This is a genomic window from Stenotrophomonas oahuensis (assembly GCF_031834595.1).
GTDB classification, from domain to species: domain Bacteria; phylum Pseudomonadota; class Gammaproteobacteria; order Xanthomonadales; family Xanthomonadaceae; genus Stenotrophomonas; species Stenotrophomonas oahuensis.
The window spans coordinates 2,955,622-2,979,453 of the sequence record NZ_CP115541.1 but is presented as its reverse complement, the minus strand read 5'-3'; the positions used below and the strand labels follow the sequence as shown (position 1 = coordinate 2,979,453).

Here is a 23,832-nt window from a genome sequence, read left to right as displayed (position 1 = left end):
TCGAACGTTGCAGACTTCTCCCCCGAGTAGGACTCCAGACGGTAGTGGGCAGGATTGGTGAAATGCACCGTATACAGCTGCATGTTGTGGCGGAAGGAGCTGACTGTTGCGTTTGCTGGGTGCATCGCTCTTGAAGAGCCGGGCTTGCCCGGCTGACGGAGTCCGTACACGTTGGGAAGCCGGGCAAGCCCGGCTCTACGAATCTCCGCCGCTTCAATTCAAGTCTCCGCCACCAGTAAAAGTACTGGCAACCCGCCGGTGCTTTCGCCGATGCCCCGGTGCGTGGGCGGTGGGAAGCTCGGGGTCTCGCCCCAAGGAACCTGCCGATGAACGCCTCTGACGACACCCGTGCCGGAACGCCCGACATCCTGCCGCGCCCGGACTTCCACTTCCACGGCCAGGTGGGCCGCACCTACCAGGACTCGGACCCGGCCCAGTTTCCGCAGCCGGTGCAGGCCCCCAAGGGGGCCCCCAATGTGGTGCTGATCCTGCTGGACGACGTGGGCTTCGGCCAGTTCAGCACCTTCGGCGGCGGCGTGCCCTCGCCCACCATGGACCGGCTGGCGGCCGAGGGGTTGCGCTACAACCACTTCCACACCACCGCGCTGTGCAGCCCGACACGGGCGGCGCTGATCACCGGGCGCAATCATCATTCGGCCTCGTTCGCCGGCATTACCGAGCTCGCGACCGGCTACGACGGTTACTGCTGCGTACTGCCGCGCAGTTGCGGCACGATCGGCGAAGTGCTGCGCCAGAACGGCTACATGACCGCCTGGATCGGCAAGAACCACAACACGCCGACCTGGGAACTGAGCGCGGCGGGACCGTTTGACCGCTGGGCCAATGGACTGGGCTTTGACTACTTCTATGGATTCAATGCCGGCGACATGAACCATTGGAACCCGCTGCTGTTTGAAAACCGCGACCTGGTGCCCGCCTCCGATGACCCCGAGTATCACCTGACTGAAGACCTGGCCGACAAGGCCGTGGCCTGGGTGCGCCGGGCCAAGAGCATCGCGCCGGACCGCCCTTACTTCCTGTATGTCGCCCCGGGTGCCACACATGCCCCGCACCAGGCACCGCAGGCGTGGATCGACAGGTTCAAAGGCCAGTTCGACATGGGCTGGGATGCCTATCGCGAACAGACACTGGAACGTCAGAAAAAGCTGGGCGTGGTGCCCGCAGATACAGACCTGACCGAGCGCTCCAAGGGGCTGCCCGCATGGGAAGGCCTGGAGCCGGATCAAAAGGCCGTGTATGCACGCATGATGGAAGTGTTTGCTGCCTACGGCGCGCAGGTGGATGCGGCTATGGGCCGGGTGATCGACGCGGTGAAAGCACTACCCGACGCCGACAACACCATCATTCTCTACATTGCCGGCGACAACGGCTCCAGCGCCGAAGGTGGGCTGGAAGGCTCACTCAACGAGAACCTGTTCTTCAATGGTTTCCCGGAGAAGTGGCAGGACAACTTCGTGGTGATGCACGAACTGGGCGGGCCGAAGCACTTCAACCACTTTCCGTCATCGTGGGCGCATGCGATGAACACGCCGTTCCAGTGGACCAAGCAGGTGGCCAGCCACTTTGGCGGCACGCGCAATCCGCTGATCATCAGCTGGCCTGAGCGCATCAAGGATAAAGGCGCGTTGCGCGAGCAGTTCCTGCATGTGATCGATATCGTGCCCACGCTGTATGAGGTGTGCGGAATTACCGCACCATGCGTATTGAACGGCATTCCGCAGAAGGATATTGAAGGCATCAGCTTTGCCTTCAGTTTCGAGCAGGGCGATGCGCCCAGCAAACGGCGTACGCAGTACTTCGAACTGGGCGTCAACCGCGGGCTGTACCACGACGGCTGGATGGCCTCGGCCCCCAGCTTCGCGCCGTGGATTCCCAATCGCTCTGAAGACTGGTCACCCGACCAGCAGGTATGGGAGCTGTACAAGCTGGATGGCGACTTCTCACAGGCGCATGACCTGGCTGCCGAGCACCCGGACAAACTGCGCGAGCTGCAGGACCTGTGGTGGGTGGAAGCCGCCAAGTACAGCGTGCTGCCGCTGGACTGGCGTGCGGTGATCCGCATGAACGCCGAAGCGATGGGCCGGCCCAGCCTGGTTGGCAAGCGCACCCAGGTGACCTATTACCCCGGCATGGTGGCTCTGCCCGATGCGGCGTGCCTGCCGATGCTCAACAAGTCGTGGAAGATCATCGCGCAGGTGGAGGTGCCGGCCGGTGCCGAAGGCATGATCATCACCCAGGGTGGTTCGGAAGGTGGCTACGGTTTGTACATGAAGGACGGCAAGCCAGCGTTCGTCTACAACTTCCTCGGCCAGGAGCGCCCGGTGTTCAGCGCGGAAAAGGCACTTCCACCGGGTAAGGCGCACATCGAGGCACGCTTTGACTACGACGGTGGCGGCATGGGCAAAGGCGGCACGCTTACGCTTGCCGTGGACGGACACACCGTAGCCAGCGGCCGGCTGGAGCGCACTATTCCGATCCAGTTCTCCATTGGCGAGGGGCTGGATATAGGCCTGGATACCGGTTCAGCGGTGGACTGGAGTTACACCCTGCCGTTCCGCTTCACCGGCACCATCGACCACGTGGACGTGGAGATCTACCCGGAGAAGACCGCCGCCACCTCAGGGTGACGGCGGCGCGTACTCGAAGCGCAGCTCGCGCATGCCCTCGCCCACAGCGGGCGTCACCGGCTCGATGCCGTCGCAACCGTCGGCGAGCTTGCCGTCAACGCCCATCTGGGGCAGACCGCAGCTGCCGTTGCTGACGATGCCCAGCTGTGGGAACACCTCGCGCGTGAACTTTTCAGCTTCCTTGCGCAGTTGCGCCCGGTCGAGCGACGACGCCTTCGCGTTGTAGCGGATTTCGATGCCGTGCAGGCGGTCCACCATATAGATGAACGCCCCGCTGTAGGCCCCATCCTCGCGCTTGAAGCCGAAGTCCACCTGGTAGGCGGTAACCGATTTGGGGCGAGGCTGGTGATAGGGAGAGGGCTTGGAAGGCGGCTTTACAGGAAGCGTGAACGTCGACAACGGCGACATTGGCGGGTCGACCAGTTGCGAGGACCAGCCCTTCTGCAGCGCGTCGCGCTCGATAACGGCCTGCTCGGCGACGGCCTCGGCCGAGTTCACACCCACCGGATAGATGTACACATCAATGAAGCCGGTGTTGTCGTCGGGGCGCTCGTAGCGAAGCGAGGCACCAAAGGGCGCTGTGTCGAAACGATGCTCGCCCACCATCACCCAGGTGCCGATCCGCTCGGGATAGATCACCGAGGTCTCGCGCAGGAAGCCGCCCAGGAACGGCACTTCGTCCGGGGTTGCGTTCACACGCGTGAGGCGAGCGGCCAGACAATCCGTCACCACCGGGGCCAGGTGCCGGTCCAGACGGCCAGCCTTCTGCTCGGCGATCAGCGCGTCCATCTGCGCGATGCGCAGTTCCGGGTGCTTGGCCAGCATCACGCTGTAGACCTTGATCGCGCTTTCCGCAGCGGCCACCTGCCGAGCCAGCTCGGGGGTGTCCGTGCCGTGTTCGATCTGGAAGGCGACGTTCCCGAACAGCATCTGCTGCGTCAGTTCAGTGGTAATTGGGCTGCGGTCCTTGTGCCCCAGTTCGGGAAGATCCATCACATCACACAGGTTGACCTCGAACTCGCTGTTGTTCATCGCCCAATCCAACAGCGCCCTTCGCACTTCATGCGCGTCGGCGGCGTCCGGAGATTGTTCCAGCGCGCGGGTGTAGCGCAGGACCTTGGCGTGCGTGGATTCTTCGGCTTCGGCGGGTGTTGCGGGCTCCTGTGCCAGTACAGGCGAGGCCAGGCTGAGGCAGATCGGAAGCGCCAGTGCGAGCGCGGTGCGGCGGAGAGCGGTGATGGATGCCATCGTCCTTGATTTCCTGATTGTAGGGCTTCGTCCAGGCTGGAGGATAGCAACTGGTGTGTGACCAGGTGAGGACCGGGGTCACGGAACCCCCTGCCTCGGGCACCATGAACCCCCGACGTGACCTCCGCTTCACCGAGGTGCCGGATACTCAAAGCGCAGCTCACGATAGCCGTCAGGCACCAGCGGCTGGACCGGTTCCTCGCCGACGCAGCCTTCGGCGATCCCTCCTTCGAGGGCCCTCGCGGGTGCTCCGCAGTCGCCGGTACTGATGATCTCCACTTCCAGGAGCAGACTGCGGGCAAATGCCTCAGCTTCATTGCGCACCTGTTCGCGGCTCAACTTCTCAGCCTCTGCGCTGTAGCGCAGCTTTATGGCGTACAGCCGGTCAACCATGAACACCAGCACCGAGTTATAGCGTTTGCCATTCTCTCGGTGCTTGTAGGTGAAATCGGCGGCATATGCGGTGATGGCGTCGGGGCGCGGCTGGGACGTGGACGGATCCGCCTTCAGCGGCACACTGAAGGTACCAAGCGGGCTCAAGGGCGCGCCGGTGACCGCATCCTTCCAGACCGTGACCAGCTGTTCGCGCTCGGCAGCGGCCAGCTTTTCCAGCTGTTCCTTGCTGATCACGCCTATCGGGTAGAAGTAAACATCCATCCAGCCGGTGACATCGCCTTCGCGCTGGAAGCGGACTGAGGCCCCGGACTCCAGCTCGTCGTAGCGATGCTCGCTCTGCATCACCCAGCCATTGGGCACCTTGAGCGGATAGACCATGTGCGATTCGCGCAGGAATCCGCCGAGGAATGGCGGCGGCTCCGCCTCCTCGCTGAAGGTCATCTTCTCGCCGCCGTTCTCCGAATTACAGCCGGCGGCGACCTTCTTCGCGACATGCTCGCGCAGCGTGCCGTTGCGTTCCCGCTCGATGACCGGATCAAGCGCAGGAAGCTTCCATTTCGGGTCCTTGGCCAGGTATGCCGCGTACATCTTCAAAGCGCTCCGTACCGCTGCCATCTGGCGCGACACATCGTCGTTCTCCCGCGGGTGTTCGATCTGCCAGGCCACGTTGCCGGCCATCATCTGCACCATCAGCTCGCCGGACAGCGTTCCGTTCTCGTCATCTGGAATGTCGAGCATGTTGCAGACCAGAACCGTGTAATCCGGCGTTTCCAGCATCCAGCGCAGCAGCCATTTGCGCATGTCCAGCGCATTGTCGGCCAACGGCGTCGCCTCCAGCGCACGCGTGTAGCGAACCGCTTTGGCGGCATCTGTCTCGGCCGGTACCGACGCGGCCTGCACAGCGTGAGAAGCGAGCAGGGCCAAGCCCAGCGTGAGCGAACTGATCCAGATTCGGGCATTCATTGGGCGGAGAACTCCACGTTCCATTTGCCATCACGCAGCGAGAAGATGCTGGAGTCCCGGGTCATGCAGAACACCGGTGCATGGGCACTCACGCGCATGGGCCTGCAGTTGAATGGTGCATCGCCCACATGATCCCAGTCGTTCTTCTGCGGCGAGAAGCTGTACAACTCCCAGTCTCCGCCAAACGCATTCATGTTCCATCGGGAGGCCCAGCCGGAGGTCGCGGTGTCCATCTGCACGTCCCAGATCACGTAGGGCGGGCGGCCAATCTGCTGCCAGGTGTCGCCCTTGTCGGTGGAGTAATACACCTTGGAGAAGGCCCCCTGCCCCCACAAGGCGGACACCACGCCGGTGGTGGGATTGACCCGCAGCGTGGACGTTCTTGCCCGGGGAGGAATGGCCTTCCATTGCCCAGACGCAAGATTCAGACGCTGCGGCGTGTTTCCCGCCAGCACGTAGTAGTGGCCGTTCACAAGCTGTCCCTGCGGACCCGGCCACGCCCACATCTCATTGATGTCCATGGCGAATTCGCGCGAAGGCTTCAGGTCCGCCAGATCATCGGCTCGCGCCACAAGAATCCGCAGGCGCACCGTCCTGGGCACGAACGGGATGTTGAGGATGGGATTGGGAACCCGGATCGCGCCTTCCTTGAAGGGATCGGTATTTTCCAGCGTGGTCACCACCCAGTAGCCATCAGTGTGGTCGATATCCAACACCGATTGCTTGCTGCCCAGCGCCAGCAGCTCCGTCCAGGTGGCACCACCGTCGCGGCTTTCGCGGATATGTCCATCATCACTGCCCGCCACCAGGCGACCGTCGTGGACCTCCACCGAGGTGATCTGGCGCAGTGTGTCCATGCCCACGTTGCTCCAGTGACCGTCCGGCGAGCGCTTACGCAGCTGGCCGAAGTCGGCGGGGAAATACAGGGTTCCGTCCGACAAGGCGGCGGGCTCATCCTGCACCGGCAATGTCACCGTGCGGGCCAGGCGCACGAACGCCTCCGGGTCTTCGGCGGACAACAGCGCATTGATGGTGGAAGGCTTGTTGACCTTGCGATCGTGGGCGATCAGCAGGTCGCCCACGAGCCCCAACCCGGTGCCGACGGAGGTCCTTTCCATCGGGGCAGACATCGCCATGTCCACCGGAATGGGCACGGGGTCCACCAGCTGAGATGCGAAGGTGCGGGATGCGGCGGCCACCGCGTCCTGCCGGCTGGCGTGCGCGATGGGCAGCATCACCGTCTTGTAGCCGCCCACATCGACAGCCATATAGTCGCCCAGGTCCGTGACCCGCCCCGGCTTGATCTCGAAGGTGGGGCCGTCCTTCCACTCCAACGCGCCCCAGCCGGTGATGCGGTAGCTGCCTGCGGGAAGCCAGTCGCCAATGGCCTGCATCTTGGCCACGGCCGGGACGTCTGCCGCCATGTGGATGCGAATCTCGCGCTTGCTGCCGACCGGGGTGACCACCAGCATGTCCTGTCCACCCTTGGAGAAGGACATGTAGGCGTAGCCATGGGTGGCTACGAGCTTGGCGGGGTCTTTCGACGAACCGGACGCGATACAGGGCACTGCGAACAACACCACCACCGCCAACATCCAGCTGCGCATGCGACTTCCTCCTGAAGTCCGGTCACACCGACCGGCAGGTGACAACAACCTTTGGATTGGGCTGAATCAACTGACCGCGCGTCGCTCCCCAGCGGTACGCGCTAGTGGGATGGTAATGGGCGAGCGGGGCGGCGTGAAGGGTGTGGGCGGCCAGAATTGGGGGGCGACACAGTGGCGGTGAACTCTGGCTACGGAGTTATCGCAATCCAGCATTCATGGGACGTAGGCCATATCCACTTCATAACGGTACCCATCTGCGGCCTCATAGACTCGCACCTTGAGTACAAGGTCGCTTGCACCTTCCTCCTCGGTGTAAAGATCCACCAGAACATCCCAGTACTCTCCGCTCCAGATGTGGACGGATGAATCCCAAGAGGCATCTGGCAAAGGCACAAGCCGGGCACCGTAGTCCTCAATGCTCTCCTGGATGTCATCCCAGGTGCCGGGCAACTGAAGGCGCACCTGCGGCAGCATTGGCTCTTCCCCCCTTGCGAGCGCATCCACGATCGCCGCAAGCATGGGTCGCCAGACAATCGGCACAGGAGCCTCAGATTGCCCCTCTTTGGACACAGGCATTTCGTTCATGGGATCCACCACAGGACGTGATTACCAATTCGCGCGCTCATACTGGCCCCTGCACTCCGCACGACACTCGGGTCTGCCGAGCCATCCCTGGACAATAGCGGCTCTATAATATCCACGCCGGCGCCCCATCCTTCCTCCAGGAAGCGGGGGTCGGCCCTTCCTTCACCAAAAACAAAAAGCCCCGGCCAATGGCCAGGGCTTTGTGCTGGATCTGGTGCCGGAAACAGGAGTCGAACCTGCGACCTACGCATTACGAATGCGCCGCTCTACCAACTGAGCTATTCCGGCTGAGCAGGCAATTCTAAGCGGAGCGGCGGGTACGGTCAATCTGGCGGAAGGACGGCTGCGCGGGGGCCCCGGGGCCTCTATGATCCCCTCATTGTCAAAAGGACTCGACAGCATGCTCAGCTGGATCCGCTCCCTGCTTGGCCAGGACCGCCCCGCTCCGCCCGCCCCGCCGCCGCCTCGCGATGTGCTGCCCCTGGTGGAAAACCAGCTGCGCCCTGCCCTGCGGCTGCAGCGTTTCGACGGCCCTTCACGGAGTTGGCTTGGCGGTGACCCGCAGCTGCCCGCCGGCACGCCGTGGCCACAGGGCAGCAAAGGCCCGCTGGAGTTCCTGGCCCGCCTCTCGCTGGGCGAGATGCAGGCGGCCCTGCCGGTCGGCTGGCTGCCCGCCCAGGGGGCACTGCTGTTCTTCCACGGCCGCGGCGGATGGGGTGGCAGCCCGAAAGATCGTGGCAATCACGCCGTGCTGCTGGTGGCGGACCTCGAAGACCCGCGGACCAGCACGGCGACGGTGGGGTCTGGACGCAGGCAGCGCCGCGTGGGCAGCAATGTCCGCCCGGTGCTGATTCAGACGCTGCCGCCGATCGATGATCCCCAGCTGGAGCCGCTGGACCTGGACGATGTGGAATCAGATGCGTATCTGGAACTGCAGGATATCCCGTTCGGCGATGCGCCATGGCACCAGTTCTGCGGCTATGACAACCCAATCCAGTGCTCGGGCATGCAGTCAGACTGCGAGGAAATTGCCAACGGCCAGCGCGACGTGGACCCGGCCGTAGCGGCTCAGCGGTGGCAACTGCTGCTGCAGGTGGATGACGACGAGGAAATGGGGTTTGCCTGGGGCGATGGCGGCCGCCTGTACTTTTGGGTGGAACCGGAACGCGCTGCGCAGGGAAATTTCAACAATGTGTGGCGGTTGCTCCAGTGCCATTGAACCCTACCCTGCGTTGACGCTTCCGGCACTAAGCCCCAGGTTCAGTCCCACGACATCATCCGCTTGGACGAACTTGGCAATATTCCCGAAGGAGAAGGCGGGTTGCTCGTCTTCAAGAGAAGAGAGGACATTGTGCTGAGTCGATCACAGATCACCCTGAGCGTGAATCGGGCACTGCTGGGCGAGGCGTTCGATGAGCTGACCGGGGTCTGCGGCTTGGTCGAGCGTGAGGATGCCTTCAGCCTGACGTTCTTCGTCTCCCGCGAGCCCGATGACGCCATCGCCGAGTCCATCTCGTGCATGGAAACCGAGGTGATGGCGGACTTCCCTGCGAGCGTGCACATCAAACACCAGATCGTTCATTGCGAGCACCCCACCTTGCCAGCGACCGATGCATTCTGGATATATCTGCGCAAAGACAGTACGATCGAGAAGGACCGGAACCACACGACACGCACTATGGAAGCTGAAACCATATGGGCATTCGTCGGTGAGCAAGCAACGCTTCCTTCCGGTGTATTTTCAAACGTCGAGCGCGCTGAACGATGGATCGCGCTGCATGGATTGAGTGGGTTGCTGACTGAGTATTCCCTGGACGAAGGTGCCTATGACTGGGCTGTCCGCACGGGGCACTTCAAGCCGAGGGCAGATAAGACCATCAACAGTGAGCTGATTTCTCGTTTTACATGCGTGCAGATGAAGCATTTCCATTACTCGAATGGCGTCAGGATGTACTAGACTGGCCGTGCCGCCACACCTGCATGCGCGCCCTGCGGGGCGAGGTCACCCCGGACCTTCGAGCATCAAATGACTTATCAATCCTGAATTGGACAGCCCGTGACCAATAGTCCAGATGAAATCATCAGCCAGTTCATTGTTGATCGCGGCATCGAGGTTGATGAGAATTTTCCGGCGACCGCAATCACGCGAACCGATGCGCTGGAGTTCATCGAACTCCTTGCCCTCTTCGGGCGCTGCCCCGTTGGTATCGAGCTGTGGCGACGCATTCCGGCCGGGTACGATGTGGATGGATTAGCTGGTTGGTACTCATCCCGCCGAGATGGACAATCCAACCGAGAACAAGCAAGGAGGTACCTCTCAGACGGAGACTTCGGCGACTCAGACCGTTTTGTCCTGCAGTACGTATGAGCCACCGAATCGTTTGCATGTGATGGTGAGCGGACGATTTCGCAGCCACACCTGGCATTGACAGGCGCGCAGATACACTGCGGCGGTCATCAGAGGATGCGACCGCATGTCCACACGCGCCGCCTTTGCTTCTGCCTTGCTGTTTGGCCTGCTCAGCACACCGGCGCTGGCGCTTCAGCCTTCCACTTCGCCCCCCTCGCCGCCTGACCAGAACTGGCAGCCATTGTTCCAACAGGTGCAGCGCGCGCACCTCTTCCCGGACCAGAAGACCTTTGCGGATGCACTGCCCAAGAGTGACCCGGTGGCGCTTGTAGCAGAATGGCAGCGTGCCCGCACCCAGCCGGGCTTCGACCTTGGCACCTTTGTGGGCGAGCACTTCACCCTGCCGGGCGAGGCTGCGACCTACGTCCCGCCAGCAGGCCAAACCCTGCGCGCGCACATCGAAACACTGTGGCCGCACCTGACCCGCTCCACGCCTGATGTCGACCCTAACGGCTCTCTGCTGCCGCTGCCCAAGCCCTACGTGGTGCCGGGCGGGCGCTTCCGCGAGGTCTACTACTGGGACAGCTATTTCACGCTGCTTGGGCTTGCGTCCAGCGGGCGCTGGGAGCAGGTACGCGACATGGTGGACAACTTCGCCTGGCAGCTGGACCAGTACGGGCACATTCCCAACGGCAACCGCAGCTATTACCTGAGCCGGTCGCAGCCGCCGTTCTTCAGCCTGATGGTGGACCTGCTGGCCACGCATGAGGGTGATGCGGCTTATCAGCGTTATCTGCCGCAGTTGCGCGCCGAGCACGCGTTCTGGATGCGGGGCTCAGAGGGATTGGCTGCCGGTGCAGCAAGGGAGCGTGTGGTGCGGATGAACGATGGCAGCCTGCTCAATCGTTACTGGGATGCGCGTGCGGTGCCGCGCACGGAGTCCTGGACGGATGATCTGGCGACGGCGGCGAAGGCACCGCAGCGTGCGCCTTCGCAGGTGTATCGCGATCTGCGTGCAGGGGCGGAATCGGGCTGGGATTTCAGTTCGCGCTGGCTGGTGCATCCGGCGGAACTGAGCAGCATTCATACGACGCAGATTGTGCCGGTGGATTTGAACAGCCTGCTGTTCCATCTGGAGAAGACCGTGGCGCGGGCGGCTCGGGCTTCAGGTGAGCGTGCGGTGTCGCGTGATTTCGAGCGCATGGCGAAGCAGCGGCGGGAAGCGATCAACGCACTGCTGTGGGATGAGCGACAAGGGTGGTATGCGGATCGGGATATGGAGCGCGGGACGCCGCGTCCGGCGCTGACGGCGGCTGCGTTGTTTCCGCTGTGGCTGGATGTTGCTTCGCCTGCGCAGGCCAAGCGTACGGCGCAGGCGGTGGAATTGCAGTTGCTGCGCGAAGGTGGGTTGTTGACCACCACCGAGAACACCGGGCAGCAGTGGGATGCGCCGAATGGCTGGGCACCGTTGCAGTGGGTGGCGGTGGATGGGTTGCAGCGGTATGGGCAGGACGGATTGGCGCGACAGGTGGGTGTGCGGTTTTTGAGGACCGTGCAGCGGGTGTATGAGCGTGAGGGGAAATTGGTGGAGAAGTATGTGGTGGAGGGGGAAGTTGGCGGGGGTGGCGGTGGGGAGTATCCGTTGCAGGATGGGTTTGGATGGAGTAATGGGGTGGCGTTGGCGTTGTTGGATCGGTTGTGTGATCCGGGGCGGAAGTGTGCAGATGCCGGAGATGTAGACCGGTAGCGCCGGCCGTTGGCCGGCCCTCCATATCCCGTGGGCCGGCCAACGGCCGGCGCTACCGGGCTACCGACCGGGCGATGCAGTATTGCGCTGCGTAGTAGGTGCTCAGGACGATAAGGCTGGCGGCGGGGAGGCCGCCGTCGAAGCGGTCCCAGGCTAATGCGCAGTCGCTGATCACGAAGAACGCTGCGCCGACGGCGGCGAAGCGTGGACCGCGTGCGAGGGCCAGGGTGGCCATGAGGGCGAGTACGAATACGTAGGCGACTACTGGAATGCGCAGCTCACCAGGCAGCAGCGGCCACAGGCCGACGAGGTTGCTGCCGGCGAAGATGGCGAGCAGCGCGGCGGACAGGATGAGTGCCCTGCCCGCTTTGAAGCCGGCGCGGAAGGCGACGATGTAGCAGAGGTGCGCGAGCAGGAATGCGACCAAACCTGGCACGAACGCGTCGAACGGCAACATCAACGCGATGTCGCCGATACACGAGAGCGCCATGCCGGCGAGGATGGCGCGGCGGTAGCCGGGGTTTCCACTGGCACGCCAGGCGATGGCGGCGATCAGCAGCGTGGTCAGCGGCTTGGCGATGTAGTGCAGCCAGCGGCCGTCGCCGTCCAGCGACGCGCCGACGATGGCGGCAATTGCCGCCACCACAATCGGCACGTCGCGGCGCAGGTTCATCGCGCCTTCCACAGCTCGGCAAGGCGGTCCGGCTTGCCGGCAATGCGCTCCAGTTTCGGATACTGCAGGCCGCCGTGGTAGTCGATGCGTACCGTGTCGATGCGGTCGAAGCTACGTACCATCAGGGTGATCGGAGCCTGGTTGGTCTTGGCGTCGGCTACGGCATCCTTGAGCACTTCACCTTTGTACACGCGGCCATTGACGGCCTGCACGGTCATGCCCGGGCTCAGGCCGGCGTTGAAGGCCGGGCTGTCCCACAGCACGTCGATGATGCCGCCACCATCGCCAACCGAAAGACCAATCGAGTACAGCAGGTTGGTGTTCTTGGCGCGGGTCTGCTGCGCCTTGAACGCATCGTTCGGGGTATCGGTGTAGGTCAGCTTCCAGCCGGCCGCTTCCAGGCCGCCGATCAGCGGGCCGTGGCCATCCAGTCGCTCGCGCAGGAAGGTCGCCCAGTCGTAGGGGGCGATGCCGTTCAAGGTGCTCACCACGTCCTCGAAGGTGTAGGTGTTCACGTTCCAGTCGCCGTCGCGCATGCCGAAGAAGGCCTTGGCGAAATCATCCAGGCTGCGCTTGTTGCCGGTCAGGGCGCGCAGCTTGCCTTCCACGTCCAGCCATACCATCTGCCCGCCGGAGTAGTAGTCCTCGCTCATCTGGTAGTTGCGGAAGGCAAGCGCGCGGCGCTGGGCGATGGTGGGGTCGTTGGTGGTGTCCTGCAGGTTGCGCCAGGCCAGGCCGGGGCGGCCGCGGTCGTAGGTGGCGGCCACGTTGGCCAGCATGTCGCGGGTCTGGTCCACGCTCCACAGGCCGGAGCGCGCGGCCAGCACCTGGCCCCAGAACTGGGTCTGGCCTTCATACAGCCACAGCAGGCTGTCGCCCATAGGCACGTTGAAGTTGGCGGTGGTGAGGTCCGCACCGCGCCGGTACTTGCCGTTCCAGGAGTGGTTGAATTCGTGCGGCAGCAGATCGCGGCCAAGCCAGGTACTGTCCCATTCGGTGAAGTAGCCAGTGTCGCCGCTGTTTTCGCTGGAGCGCTGGTGCTCCAGGCCGATGCCGCCGAGCTGGCTGGTGAGGGCAAGCAGGAAGTCGTAGCGGTCGAAGTGGCGTGCACCGTAGAGCTTGTAGATCTGCTGCACCAGCGCGCGGTGCTTCTCAATCTGCTCGGGCTTGGCTTCCAGTGACTTGGCGTTGTCGGCAAACACGTTCAGACGCACGGGAACCTTCGCGCCGGGGTCGAGGTCGAACTGGCGGTAGTGCTGGCCGGCGAACAGCGGTGAGTCGACCAGGTGGTCGTAGCTGATCGGCTTGAAGACCACGGTGTCGCCGTCGCGGCGCTCGGTTTCCAGTGCGGTGGCGTAGCTCCAGCCCGGCGGCAGCGTGACCGTTGCCTGGGCCTGGATGTTGCGGGTGTTCACACCGGCCGGGTACAGCGAGTTGGCGTTCCACTGCAGGTTGAGGATGTCGGGGGTCATCACCACCCTGCCCTGCGTGCCGCCCTGCGAGGACATGAAATTGAAGTTGGCGACGACGTCGGTAGCCCCCTGCGGCACGTTTACGGTGAAGGCGTAGACGTTGTACGGATCACGGGTCCAAGTGAGCGGCTTGCCGTTGGCAGTGACCTGCAGGCCGGCGAGTTTGTCGATGGGGCCGCTGGGCGAATGTGCGCCGGGCAGCCATTGCGGGTACAGCAGGGTGAGCGGGCCGGGTTGGGCCGGGATGGTGGCCTTGACCTTGAAGATGCGGCGGCCGATGTCGCGGGCGTCGACGTCGATGCGCAGAGTGCCGGGGAACGGGATGTCCTGTGGCGGCGGGGTTTGGGCGTATGCGCCGGCGGTGGTGAACAGCAGGGCGGAGAGGATGGCGGCGCGCAGGAGCATCAAGGTTGGATCCGGTGGGGCTGAATCCTTGATGCTAGACCTGTGCGGAGGAGCGTTACATGGCCGAAGGTCATGCCTTCGTCGCCCGGGGTGTTGTTATCGGGGTGACGACCAACGGTCGTCACCTACCAGTGAGAGACCGCGGTTGCCCCACGGTAGGTGACGACCGTTGGTCGTCACGCGTTTCAGGAAATCAACCGCAGCCGCAATTCCTTCGGCAACGCAAACACCATCGACTCAGGTTCGCCATCCAACTCGCCGACACTGCTGGCACCGAGCTCGCGCAGACGGGCGAGCACACCATCCACCAGCACCTGCGGCGCGGATGCACCTGCAGTCAGGCCGATGTGCTGCTTGCCGACCACCCACGCCGGATCGATCTCGTGGGCACCGTCGATCAGATAGCTTTCCACACCCTCACGGATGGCCAGCTCACTGAGGCGGTTGGAATTGGAGCTGTTCGGCGAACCGACCACCAGCACCAGGTCGCAGCGCTTGGCGAGGTCGCGCACGGCATCCTGGCGGTTCTGGGTGGCGTAGCAGATGTCGTCGTTCTTCGGACCCTGCATGGCCGGGAAGCGCTCGCGCAGGGCGTCGATGATGCCGCGCGTGTCGTCCACGCTGAGCGTGGTCTGGGTGGTGTAGGCGAAGTTTTCCGGCTGGTTGATCTGCAGCGTGGCCACCTGCTCCACATCCTCAACCAGATAGATCTGGCCGGTGCCGGCTTCGCGGTTCCACTGGCCCATGGTGCCCTCCACTTCCGGGTGACCAGCGTGGCCGATCAGCACCACGTCGCGGCCGGCACGGCAGTGACGGGCGACTTCGAAGTGCACCTTGGTGACCAGCGGACAGGTGGCGTCGAACACCTTCAGGCCACGGCGCTCGGCTTCCTGGCGCACGGCCTGGGACACGCCGTGGGCGCTGAAGATGACGGTGTTGTTGTCCGGCACTTCGTCGAGTTCTTCGACGAAGATCGCGCCCCGCTGCTTGAGATCGTCCACCACGAAGCGGTTGTGCACCACTTCATGCCGCACGTAGATGGGCGCGCCCAGCGTTTCGATCGCGCGCTTGACGATCTCGATCGCACGATCGACACCGGCACAGAATCCACGCGGGTTGGCAAGCAGCACATCCATCAGACAGGTCTCCCGGCCAGCGCCGGCTTGATGTTACGGGTTGGCATTATCCGCCTTTTTGGCGGACTTGCCGTCAAACAGGCCGAACACAGCAATACCGATGGCACCGACCACAATGGCGGCGTCGGCAATGTTGAACGCGGGCCAGTAATGGTCACCGATGTACCACTGGATGAAGTCCACGACGTGACCATGCACCTGGCGGTCGATGACGTTGCCGATGGCCCCGCCGATCACCAGGGCGTAGGGCACGGCGCTGCGCCAGTGGCCGCGCGGGGTGCGCGACAGCCAGAACGCCATCAGGCCGCTGATGGCCACGGCCAGGGCGGTGAAGAACCACAGCTGCCAGCCACCGGCGTCGCTCAGGAAACTGAACGCCGCACCGGTGTTGTAGGTGCGGTACCAGTTCCAGAAGCCGTCGATGACGGCCACCGGCTCGAACTCGGGCAGGCTGGACAGCACCCAGGCCTTGGACCACTGGTCCAGGCCGATGATGGCCGCCGACAGCAGCAGCCACACCAGCGCATTGGGACGCACGCGCGAGCCGGTCATCAGAACCACCTGCGGTCTTCGCCGGCACCGTCGATGTTGCTCGCGCAACGACCGCACAGTTCCGGGTGGGCGGCAACCACGCCGATGTCGGCGCGGTAGTGCCAGCAACGCACGCACTTCTGCTTTTCAGTGGGCTGGGCGCTGACGAACACCTCGTCGGTGGTCGCCGGACGCACGCTGACATCGCCACTGATGAACAGGAAACGCAGCTCATCGGCCAGCGGGGCCCAACGTGCGGCGGTCTCCTCGTTGGCGGCGATGGTGATCTCCGCTTCCAGTGCGGCACCGATGGCCCCGTTGGCGCGCATCGGCTCCAGCACCTTGGCCACCTGCTCGCGCACGGCCAGCAGCTGGTCGAAGTCGGCGGCGTTCAGCGGTGCATCGGCCGGCAGCGGGGCCAGGCCTTCGTACCAGGTGGAGAACAGGACGTTGTCGCCCCGCTTGCCCGGCAGGTAGCCCCACAGCTCGTCGGCGGTGAAGGTCAGGATCGGAGCCACCCAGCGGGTGAACGCTTCGGCGATGTGGTACATCGCGGTCTGCGCCGAGCGCCGGCCACGCGAATCCACCGGCATGGTGTACAGGCGGTCCTTGGTGACGTCCAGGTACAGCGAGCCGAGGTCCACGCTGCAGAAGTTCAACAGCAGCTGGACGATCTCAGCCATGTTATAGCTGGTGTACGACGCCTTGATCTTCTCCTGCACTTCCCACGCGCGGTGCACGATCCAGCGGTCCAGCGCGACCATGTCGGCCGGCGCGACCAGATGCTGGGCGGGATCGAAACCGTCCAGGTTGCCGAGCAGGAAGCGCGCGGTGTTGCGCAGGCGACGATAAGCGTCCGCATTGCGCTTGAGGATTTCCTGCGACAGCGACATTTCGTTGCTGTAGTCGGCCGAGGCGATCCACAGGCGCAGGATGTCCGCGCCCAGGGTCTTCATGATTTCCTGCGGCTCGATGCCGTTGCCCAGCGACTTGGACATCTTGCGGCCGTGCTCGTCCACGGTGAAGCCGTGGGTGAGGCACTGCTTGTACGGCGCATGCTTGTCGATGGCCACGCCGGTGAGCAGCGAGGACTGGAACCAGCCGCGGTGCTGATCCGACCCTTCCAGATACAGATCAGCCGGCTTGCCGAAGCCACGCGCCAACAGCACGCCTTCGTGGGTGACGCCGGAGTCGAACCACACGTCGAGGATGTCGGTGACCTTCTCGTACTGCGCGGCTTCATCGCCCAGCAGCTCGGCGGCGTCCAGCGAGTACCACACGTCGATGCCTTCAGCCTGCACGCGGTCGGCGACCTGGTTCATCAAGGCCACGGTGTTGGGATGCGGCTCGCCGGTTTCGCGGTGGATGAACAGCGCGATCGGCACGCCCCAGGTGCGCTGGCGCGAGATGGTCCAGTCCGGACGGCCTTCCACCATGCTGGCGATGCGCGCCTTGCCCCAGCTCGGGAACCAGCCGACGGTGTCGATGGCGGCCAGCGCATCACGGCGCAGGTTGGCCTGCTCCATCGAGATGAACCACTGCGGGGTGGCGCGGAACACCAGCGGGGTTTTTTTGTGGCGCCAGCAGTGCGGATAGCTGTGCACGATGTCCACGGCGCTCAGCAGCACGCCACTGGAACGCAGCACGTCGATGATCGGCTGCTGCGCCTTCCAGATGTGCTGGCCGGCCAGCACCAGGTCACCGGCCGGCGGCGTCGACGGCAGGTACACGCCTGCACCATCGACCGGATTGATCTGGCCGGCGTTGTACTTTTCGATCAGGCCGTACTTCAGGCAGACCGCATAGTCTTCCTGGCCGTGGCCGGGGGCGGTATGCACCGCACCGGTACCATCGGCGTCGGAGACGTGGTCGCCATTGAGCAGCGGGATATCGCGCTCGGCGTAGAACGGATGCGCCAGCAGCAGGTTTTCCAGTGCCGCGCCGTTGGCATGGCCGTGCACCACCACGTTGTCCACGCCGTAGCGGGCGAGCGCGCGCTCGGCCAGCGCCGAGGCCAGCACCAGCCAGCGCGGCTGGCCGTTATGCGCAGGACCTTCAACCAGGGCGTATTCGATCTCCGCACCCAGCGAAACGGCCAGCGAGGCCGGCAGGGTCCACGGGGTGGTGGTCCAGATCGGCACCGCCACTTCCACGCCGGCCGGCAGGGTCACGCCGAAGGCGGCGGCCAGTTGCTGCGAATCACGCGCGGCGTAGGCGACGTCAATGGCCGGCGAGGTCTTGTCCTGGTACTCGATTTCCGCTTCGGCCAGCGCCGAGCCGCAGTCGAAGCACCAGTACACCGGCTTGGCACCGCGCAGCAGGTGACCGTTGGCGACGACCTTGGCCAGCGCACGGATCTCGTTGGCTTCGAAGTCGAAGCTGAGGGTCTTGTACGGGTTGTCCCAGTCGCCGACCACGCCCAGGCGCTTGAAGTCGCGGCGCTGCAGTTCGATCTGCTCTTCGGCGTACTCGCGGCACTTCTGACGGAAGGCAACGGCGTCGAGCTTGGTGCCGACCTTGCCCCACTTCTTCTCCACCGCGATTTCAATCGGCAGGCCGTGGCAGTCCCAGCCCGGCACATAGGGCGCATCGAAGCCGGCCAGGTAGCGCGACTTGACGATGATGTCCTTGAGGATCTTGTTGACCGCATGGCCGAGATGGATCTGGCCATTGGCGTACGGCGGGCCGTCGTGCAGCACGAACAGCGGGCGATCCTGCGCGTTTTCGCGCAGGCGGGCGTACAGGCCCTCGTCTTCCCAGCGCGACAGAATGCCCGGCTCGCGCTTGGGCAGGTCGCCGCGCATCGGGAATTCAGTGGCTGGCAGATGAAGGGTGGCTTTGTAGTCCTGGCTCACGCAGTGGCTCGCAATCTGTGTTCGGAAAGGATGTGACGGGCCTGGTCGGCGTCACGGTGCATCTGGTCGGTCAACGCGGCCAGATCATGGAACTTCTCTTCATCGCGCAGTTTGGCGACGAATTCAACTTGGATGTGCCGACCGTACAGGTCGCCCTGGAAGTCGAACAGGTGTGCTTCCAGCAGCGGCTCCACGCCCTCCACGGTGGGACGGGTGCCGAAGCTGGACACCGACGGCCACGGCTGGTCGAACACGCCGTGCACCCAGGTGGCATAGATGCCGGCCAGCGCCGGCGTCTTCGGGAAACGCAGGTTGGCGGTGGGGAACCCCAGGGTGCGGCCAAGCTGCCGGCCGCGCACCACCCTGCCCCCGATCGCATACGGGCGACCGAGCAGGTCGCCGGCATGGGCGAAGTTGCCTTCGCGCAGCAGCTGACGGATGCGGGTGGCGGAAATGCGCTCGCCGTGCAGGTCGACCGGGTCAATCGCGCCGGCCGTGAAGCCGTGCTGCTCGCCCATGGCCTGCAGCAGGGCCAGATCGCCACGGCGGCGGTTGCCGAAGCAGAACTGCGGGCCGATCCAGACTTCACGCGCGCCCAGGCGATGGACCAGCAGTTGTTCGACGAAGGCTTCAGCGGACATCGCGGCCATGCGTGCGTCGAACCGCAGCAGGCCGATGGCGTCCACGCCCAGTTCGGTCAGGCCGGCGACCTTGTCGCGGGCCAGGGTCAGCCGCGGCGGCGGCTCGCCCTGGGCGAAGTACTCGCGCGGTAGCGGCTCGAACGCCACCACCACGGCGGGGACGCCCAGCGCGCGGGCACGCGCGACGGCGTGGCGCACCAGCGCACGATGGCCCAGGTGCAGGCCGTCGAACGCGCCGATGCAGACCACGCTTCCGTGCGGGAACAGACGCCCGCCTTCGATGCTTCTGAACAGCCTGCTCATCTATCGGAATTCCGGCCCACCCAGGCCAACGCTTTGTTCGGTATGACCGGCAAGTATAGCCGGGGCGTCAAGGGTCAATGCTCGCGCAGGTGGCGGGGGCGGAAGCCCATCGCGACCAGCGCCACCAGATAGGTGAGGCCGCCGCCGCCCACCAGCAAGGCCAGGTTGCCGATCCGGTGCCACTTATCCATGCCGGTGAAGCCGGGCATGCTGTACAGCAGGGCCAGCAGCATCGCCACCATGGCCGCGCAGGCCAGCAACAGCCGGGTGACATAGCCGGCCCAGCCGGGCTTGCGTTCGTACACATCGGTCTTGCCCAGCCAGTACCAGAGCAGGCCGAGGTTCAGGTAGCTGGACATGGCGCTGGCAATGCCGAGGGCCAGATGCAGGCCGGGCTGCTTGCCCAGCGCCGCCATCACCCCTTCGGCCTTCAACGCATCCGGCACCATCACGTGGTACAGCACCGCCAGCAGGGCGAAGTTGAACACCATGTTGGCGACCAGGGCGGCAATGCCGGCGCGCACGGGGGTGCGGGTGTCCTGGCGGGCGTAGAACGCCGGCAGCACCACCTTGAGCAGGGCAAACGCCGGCAGGCCGGCGGCCAGCCCGTACACCGACAGCGCGGTCATGCGGGTGTCGAAGGCGGTGAACTGGCGGTACTGGAACAGCGTGGCGATCAGCGGCTCGGCCAGCAGCACCAGGCCGAGCATGGCCGGCACCGCGATCAGCAGCGTGGTGCGCAGGCCCCAGTCCAGGGCATTGGAGAACCCGGCCTTGTCGGTACTGACATGGTGGCGGGCCAGCGCCGGCAGGATCACCGTGCCCAGCGCCACCCCGAATACCCCCAGCGGCAGCTCCAGGAAGCGGTCGGCCAGCGACAGCCAGGACTGCGAGCCGTCGGTCAGCTGGGCGGCGATCACGGTGTCCAGCAGCAGGTTGATCTGCGCCACCGAAGAGCCGAACAGGGTCGGCACCATCAGGGTCAGCACCTTGCGCACGCCCGGATGCCGCCAGCCCCAGCGCGGCAGGGTCAGCAGGTTGATGCCCTTCAGCGAGGGCAGCTGGAACAACAGCTGCAGCAGGCCGGCGGCGAGCACGGCCCAGCCCAGCGCCAGGATCTGCTTCTCCGGGGTGCCCCCCAGCTGCGGGGCCAGCCAGAGTGCGCCGGCGATCATGCACAGATTGAGGATGACCGGGGTCAGCGCCGGCATCGCGAACTTCTGGAAGCTGTTGAGCGCACCACCGGCCAGCGCCGTCAGCGACACGAACAGCAGGAACGGGAAGGTCAGCCGGAACAGGTCCACCAGCAGCCCATGCTTGACCGGGTCGGTGTCCACCCCGCTGGAGAACAGCGAGGCCAGCTGCGGGGCGAAGATCAGCGCCAGCGCGGTGACCACCATCAACACCCCGCCCAGGGTGCCGGCCACGCGCGACATCAGTTCGCGCAGCTCGGCATGCGGGCGGGTCTCCTTCACCTCCGTGAACACCGGCACGAACGCCGTGGCGAACGAGCCCTCGGCGAACAGCCGGCGCAGGAAATTGGGCACCCGGAAGGCCACCCAGAACGCGTCGGTCACCGCGTTGGTGCCGAACGTGGTGGTGATGACCTGGTCGCGGACCAGGCCGAGGACGCGGGAAATCATGGTCATGCTGCTGAACGACAGCAGCCCGCGCAACATCCTTGGTGAACTCACCCGTGTTCCCTCTTGACAATTGACTTGACGTACATTTTTCGAGCCATCATACTTTCCAGCTTGCTGTTCCCATTACACCGATTTTTCAGGAAACCACCACTGTGGCCAATATCAAGTCCGCCAAGAAGCGCGCCAAGCAGACCGTCGTGCGCAACGCGCGCAACACGGCTCAGCGTTCGATGCTGCGCACCGCTGTCAAGAAGGTGATCAAGGCTCTGGATGCCAATGACGCCGCCGGCGCCGAGGCAGCCTTCGCCGTCGCCCAGCCGATCCTCGACCGTTTCAGCTCGCGCGGTCTGATCCACAAGAACAAGGCTGCTCGTCATAAGAGCCGCCTGACCGCCCGCATCAAGGCCCTCAAGGCCGCCTGATACGGCGTGGTTGCTGCTGGATTGCCGGGCATCGCCCGGCACTACGGCAGAACGCAAAAGCCCGGCATAGACCGGGTTTTTTGTTGTGCCCGCGATTGTAGTGCCGGGCCATGCCCGGCAAACGCGCGCGTGATCCACAGCGCCACAGAAAAACCCGGCCGAGGCCGGGTTTTTCACGTGTGCGTGGAGGCGCTCAGAGCGCATCGCGCGCATCAGCCTCTTCTTCTTTCTGGCGGTCAAAGAACGCCATCACCTGATTCATGATCGGCCAGGTGCCCTCGCGACCCAGCGCCGAGACCAGGTACCAGGGCTGGGTCCAGCCCAGCTCGGCAACGATCTGCTCAGCAGCAGCCTTGGCCTCGTCCTCGAACATCAGGTCAGCCTTGTTCAGCACCAGCCAGCGCGGCTTGTCCAGCAGCTCCGGGTCGTGCTTTTCCAGCTCGCGCTCGATGGCACGCACCTGCTCGACCGGCGAGATGCCTTCCACGCCACCTTCCATCGGGGAGATGTCCACAAGGTGCAGCAGCAGGCGGGTGCGCTGCAGGTGGCGCAGGAACTGCGCACCCAGGCCAGCGCCGTCGGCCGCGCCCTCGATCAGGCCGGGAATGTCGGCGATGACGAAGCTGCGGTAGTTCTCCACCCGGACCACGCCCAGGTTCGGGTACAGGGTGGTGAACGGGTAATCGGCCACCTTCGGGGTGGCTGCGGACACGGCGCGGATCAGGGTGCTCTTGCCGGCATTCGGGAAGCCCAGCAGGCCGACGTCGGCCAGCAGCTTCAGCTCCAGCTTGAGCAGGCGCTCCTCGCCCTCCTCACCCGGCAGCGCCTGGCGCGGCGAGCGGTTGGTGGAGCTCTTGAAGTGCATGTTGCCGAGGCCACCGCGGCCGCCCTTGGCGACCAGCAGGCGGTCGTTGTGCTGGGTCAGGTCGCCGATGACTTCGTCGGTGGCGACGTTGATCACCACGGTGCCGACCGGCACGGTGATGGTCAGGTCTTCGCCGCCCTTGCCGTAGGCCTGGCGGCCCATGCCGTTCTCGCCGCGCTGCGCCTTGAAGATGCGCTCGTGGCGGAAGTCGACCAGGGTGTTCAGGTTTTCGTCGGCGCGGATGTACACGCTGCCGCCGTTGCCGCCGTCGCCGCCGTCCGGGCCGCCCAGCGGAATGAACTTCTCGCGACGGAAACCGACGCAGCCGTTACCGCCATTGCCGGCAATGACCTGGATTTCTGCTTCGTCTACAAGTTTCATGATTCTGGATGCCAACTGGAGGCGGCAGGCGCAGAATGCCCACCGCAAGTCTAAAAGATGCCCGGCTAGAATGCCGGGAAAACAAAAGCCCCGCTGGAAGCGGGGCTTTTGTCGGCTACCCCACGCGCCAGGCGCGGGTGCCTGCGTATCGCGAAGATCAGGCTTCGGCGACGACGCTGACGGTGCGACGCTTCTTCGGGCCCTTCACCGAGAACTCCACCTTGCCGTCGATCAGAGCGAACAGGGTGTGGTCACGGCCCAGGCCAACGCCGGTACCCGGGTGGAACTGGGTGCCGCGCTGACGCACGATGATGTTGCCGGCGTCGATGGCCTGGCCACCGAAGATCTTCACGCCGAGGTACTTCGGGTTGGAGTCGCGACCGTTGCGCGAGGAGCCTACGCCCTTTTTATGTGCCATGACTGCTTCTCCTTATTACTTGTTACCACCGGCAACGCCGGTGATTTCGATTTCGGTGTAGTACTGACGGTGACCCTGGCGCTTCATGTGGTGCTTGCGGCGACGGAACTTGATGATCCGGACCTTGTCAGCACGACCCTGGGACACGACCTTGGCGGTGACCGAAGCGCCCTTCAGCGCGTCGCCCAGCTTGATGCCGTCGCTGTCGCCCAGCAGCAGGATGTTGTCGAACTTGATCTCGCTGCCGACGTCGGCTTCGAGCTTTTCAACGCGGAGGGTTTCACCCTGCGCGACGCGGTATTGCTTACCGCCGGTGACCAGTACTGCGTACATGACCAGACTTCCTCTGTAGTTATTGTGGTCTTGGACTGCCGCCGTCGAGGGCGGACAGAAGCGGGATTTTACGCATTCACCCCAGTCCGGGTCAACCCACCCTCTGCCCTGACCCACTGCCGCCTGAACCCCGTTCAGGAAACCGGTCCGGCCGGTCGCACGGGGTGAGACAGGGGGCTGGCAATGTCGCTGATTGCCCCCAAATCCCAA

At 64.4% G+C, this 23,832-nt stretch carries 20 protein-coding genes and 1 tRNA gene; 6 read left to right on the top strand and 15 right to left on the bottom strand.

All coding sequences use genetic code 11. The annotated features are described in order from the left end of the window. Positions 1-326 precede the first annotated feature (326 nt). Positions 327-2,648: an arylsulfatase gene (locus PDM29_RS13300; RefSeq protein ID WP_311190587.1), complete on the top strand. Its 2,322-nt coding sequence runs from the start codon at positions 327-329 to the stop codon at positions 2,646-2,648. Here the strand turns inward: PDM29_RS13300 and PDM29_RS13295 are convergent. From PDM29_RS13295 to PDM29_RS13275, 5 genes are all read right to left on the bottom strand, one after another. Beyond that, complete coding sequence (locus PDM29_RS13295) at positions 2,640-3,896, bottom strand: hypothetical protein (protein WP_311190586.1); 1,257 nt, start codon at positions 3,894-3,896, stop codon at positions 2,640-2,642. The genes PDM29_RS13300 and PDM29_RS13295 overlap by 9 nt on opposite strands. Positions 3,897-4,025: 129 nt before the next feature. Continuing rightward, complete coding sequence (locus PDM29_RS13290) at positions 4,026-5,255, bottom strand: hypothetical protein (protein ID WP_311190585.1); 1,230 nt, start codon at positions 5,253-5,255, stop codon at positions 4,026-4,028. After that, positions 5,252-6,862, bottom strand: a complete 1,611-nt coding sequence (locus tag PDM29_RS13285; protein ID WP_311190584.1) for a beta propeller repeat protein — start codon at positions 6,860-6,862, stop codon at positions 5,252-5,254. The genes PDM29_RS13290 and PDM29_RS13285 overlap by 4 nt, the downstream gene beginning before the upstream one ends. A 213-nt stretch (positions 6,863-7,075) precedes the next feature. Further along, entirely contained in the window at positions 7,076-7,447 is a 372-nt protein-coding gene (locus tag PDM29_RS13280; protein WP_311190583.1) for a DUF7668 domain-containing protein, read from the bottom strand. A gap of 212 nt (positions 7,448-7,659) precedes the next feature. Beyond that, positions 7,660-7,735 (bottom strand) — tRNA-Thr (locus PDM29_RS13275). Between the two features lie 112 nt (positions 7,736-7,847). Here PDM29_RS13275 and PDM29_RS13270 point away from each other — a divergent pair. The 4 genes from PDM29_RS13270 to treA all read left to right on the top strand — a co-directional run bounded on the left by PDM29_RS13270 (position 7,848) and on the right by treA (position 11,544). Beyond that, the gene (locus PDM29_RS13270) at positions 7,848-8,666 is read left to right on the top strand and encodes a YwqG family protein (RefSeq protein WP_311190582.1); all 819 of its coding nucleotides are present in this window, start codon (positions 7,848-7,850) and stop codon (positions 8,664-8,666) included. A 63-nt stretch (positions 8,667-8,729) separates the two neighbouring features. Further along, on the top strand, positions 8,730-9,404 hold the full coding sequence (locus tag PDM29_RS13265) for a MafI2 family immunity protein (RefSeq protein ID WP_311190581.1): 675 nt from the start codon (positions 8,730-8,732) through the stop codon (positions 9,402-9,404). Positions 9,405-9,503: 99 nt separating this feature from the next. Continuing rightward, complete coding sequence (locus PDM29_RS13260) at positions 9,504-9,815, top strand: hypothetical protein (RefSeq protein ID WP_311190580.1); 312 nt, start codon at positions 9,504-9,506, stop codon at positions 9,813-9,815. Positions 9,816-9,921: 106 nt separating this feature from the next. Further along, positions 9,922-11,544, top strand: coding sequence for an alpha,alpha-trehalase TreA (gene treA / locus PDM29_RS13255; protein ID WP_311190579.1), 1,623 nt, complete (start codon positions 9,922-9,924; stop codon positions 11,542-11,544). A gap of 52 nt (positions 11,545-11,596) precedes the next feature. Here the strand turns inward: treA and PDM29_RS13250 are convergent, their stop codons facing one another. From PDM29_RS13250 to murJ, 7 genes are all read right to left on the bottom strand, one after another. Beyond that, positions 11,597-12,217 (bottom strand): lysoplasmalogenase, encoded by a 621-nt coding sequence (locus PDM29_RS13250; protein ID WP_311190578.1) that lies wholly within the window; start codon positions 12,215-12,217, stop codon positions 11,597-11,599. Further along, positions 12,214-14,094, bottom strand: a complete 1,881-nt coding sequence (locus PDM29_RS13245) for a M61 family metallopeptidase (protein WP_311190577.1) — start codon at positions 14,092-14,094, stop codon at positions 12,214-12,216. Before PDM29_RS13245 ends, PDM29_RS13250 begins: the two co-directional genes overlap by 4 nt. Before the next feature lie 185 nt (positions 14,095-14,279). Beyond that, positions 14,280-15,230 (bottom strand): 4-hydroxy-3-methylbut-2-enyl diphosphate reductase, encoded by a 951-nt coding sequence (ispH, locus tag PDM29_RS13240; protein ID WP_311190576.1) that lies wholly within the window; start codon positions 15,228-15,230, stop codon positions 14,280-14,282. Between the two features lie 33 nt (positions 15,231-15,263). Beyond that, positions 15,264-15,782, bottom strand: coding sequence for a signal peptidase II (gene lspA / locus PDM29_RS13235; RefSeq protein WP_311190575.1), 519 nt, complete (start codon positions 15,780-15,782; stop codon positions 15,264-15,266). Next, on the bottom strand, positions 15,782-18,616 hold the full coding sequence (ileS, locus tag PDM29_RS13230; RefSeq protein ID WP_311190574.1) for an isoleucine--tRNA ligase: 2,835 nt from the start codon (positions 18,614-18,616) through the stop codon (positions 15,782-15,784). The genes lspA and ileS overlap by 1 nt, the downstream gene beginning before the upstream one ends. Then, positions 18,613-19,560, bottom strand: coding sequence for a bifunctional riboflavin kinase/FAD synthetase (locus tag PDM29_RS13225; RefSeq protein WP_311190573.1), 948 nt, complete (start codon positions 19,558-19,560; stop codon positions 18,613-18,615). The genes ileS and PDM29_RS13225 overlap by 4 nt, the downstream gene beginning before the upstream one ends. Before the next feature lie 74 nt (positions 19,561-19,634). Continuing rightward, positions 19,635-21,239 (bottom strand): murein biosynthesis integral membrane protein MurJ, encoded by a 1,605-nt coding sequence (murJ, locus tag PDM29_RS13220; protein WP_311193782.1) that lies wholly within the window; start codon positions 21,237-21,239, stop codon positions 19,635-19,637. 116 nt (positions 21,240-21,355) lie between these two features. Here murJ and rpsT point away from each other — a divergent pair, with 116 nt between their 5' ends. Further along, complete coding sequence (rpsT, locus tag PDM29_RS13215; RefSeq protein ID WP_017354922.1) at positions 21,356-21,625, top strand: 30S ribosomal protein S20; 270 nt, start codon at positions 21,356-21,358, stop codon at positions 21,623-21,625. A gap of 193 nt (positions 21,626-21,818) precedes the next feature. Here the strand turns inward: rpsT and obgE are convergent, their stop codons facing one another. From obgE to rplU, 3 genes are all read right to left on the bottom strand, one after another. After that, positions 21,819-22,871: a GTPase ObgE gene (gene obgE, locus PDM29_RS13210; protein WP_311190572.1), complete on the bottom strand. Its 1,053-nt coding sequence runs from the start codon at positions 22,869-22,871 to the stop codon at positions 21,819-21,821. Positions 22,872-23,028: 157 nt separating this feature from the next. Then, on the bottom strand, positions 23,029-23,289 hold the full coding sequence (rpmA, locus tag PDM29_RS13205) for a 50S ribosomal protein L27 (RefSeq protein ID WP_125359195.1): 261 nt from the start codon (positions 23,287-23,289) through the stop codon (positions 23,029-23,031). Positions 23,290-23,304: 15 nt separating this feature from the next. Next, positions 23,305-23,622, bottom strand: a complete 318-nt coding sequence (rplU, locus tag PDM29_RS13200; RefSeq protein WP_311190571.1) for a 50S ribosomal protein L21 — start codon at positions 23,620-23,622, stop codon at positions 23,305-23,307. Positions 23,623-23,832: the final 210 nt, after the last annotated feature.

What these genes read in the sequence shown, in the direction of transcription:
- PDM29_RS13270 (WP_311190582.1), top strand. Translation starts at nt 7,848, where the DNA reads ATGCTCAGCTGGATCCGCTCCCTGCTTGGCCAGGACCGCCCCGCTCCG.
- PDM29_RS13300 (WP_311190587.1), top strand. Translation starts at nt 327, where the DNA reads ATGAACGCCTCTGACGACACCCGTGCCGGAACGCCCGACATCCTGCCG.
- PDM29_RS13245 (WP_311190577.1), bottom strand. Translation starts at nt 14,094, where the DNA reads ATGCTCCTGCGCGCCGCCATCCTCTCCGCCCTGCTGTTCACCACCGCC.
- obgE (WP_311190572.1), bottom strand. Translation starts at nt 22,871, where the DNA reads ATGAAACTTGTAGACGAAGCAGAAATCCAGGTCATTGCCGGCAATGGC.
- PDM29_RS13285 (WP_311190584.1), bottom strand. Translation starts at nt 6,862, where the DNA reads ATGCGCAGCTGGATGTTGGCGGTGGTGGTGTTGTTCGCAGTGCCCTGT.
- PDM29_RS13225 (WP_311190573.1), bottom strand. Translation starts at nt 19,560, where the DNA reads ATGAGCAGGCTGTTCAGAAGCATCGAAGGCGGGCGTCTGTTCCCGCAC.
- PDM29_RS13250 (WP_311190578.1), bottom strand. Translation starts at nt 12,217, where the DNA reads ATGAACCTGCGCCGCGACGTGCCGATTGTGGTGGCGGCAATTGCCGCC.
- PDM29_RS13295 (WP_311190586.1), bottom strand. Translation starts at nt 3,896, where the DNA reads ATGGCATCCATCACCGCTCTCCGCCGCACCGCGCTCGCACTGGCGCTT.
- rpmA (WP_125359195.1), bottom strand. Translation starts at nt 23,289, where the DNA reads ATGGCACATAAAAAGGGCGTAGGCTCCTCGCGCAACGGTCGCGACTCC.
- lspA (WP_311190575.1), bottom strand. Translation starts at nt 15,782, where the DNA reads ATGACCGGCTCGCGCGTGCGTCCCAATGCGCTGGTGTGGCTGCTGCTG.
- PDM29_RS13290 (WP_311190585.1), bottom strand. Translation starts at nt 5,255, where the DNA reads ATGAATGCCCGAATCTGGATCAGTTCGCTCACGCTGGGCTTGGCCCTG.
- ispH (WP_311190576.1), bottom strand. Translation starts at nt 15,230, where the DNA reads ATGGATGTGCTGCTTGCCAACCCGCGTGGATTCTGTGCCGGTGTCGAT.
- rplU (WP_311190571.1), bottom strand. Translation starts at nt 23,622, where the DNA reads ATGTACGCAGTACTGGTCACCGGCGGTAAGCAATACCGCGTCGCGCAG.
- PDM29_RS13280 (WP_311190583.1), bottom strand. Translation starts at nt 7,447, where the DNA reads ATGAACGAAATGCCTGTGTCCAAAGAGGGGCAATCTGAGGCTCCTGTG.
- treA (WP_311190579.1), top strand. Translation starts at nt 9,922, where the DNA reads ATGTCCACACGCGCCGCCTTTGCTTCTGCCTTGCTGTTTGGCCTGCTC.
- murJ (WP_311193782.1), bottom strand. Translation starts at nt 21,239, where the DNA reads ATGTTGCGCGGGCTGCTGTCGTTCAGCAGCATGACCATGATTTCCCGC.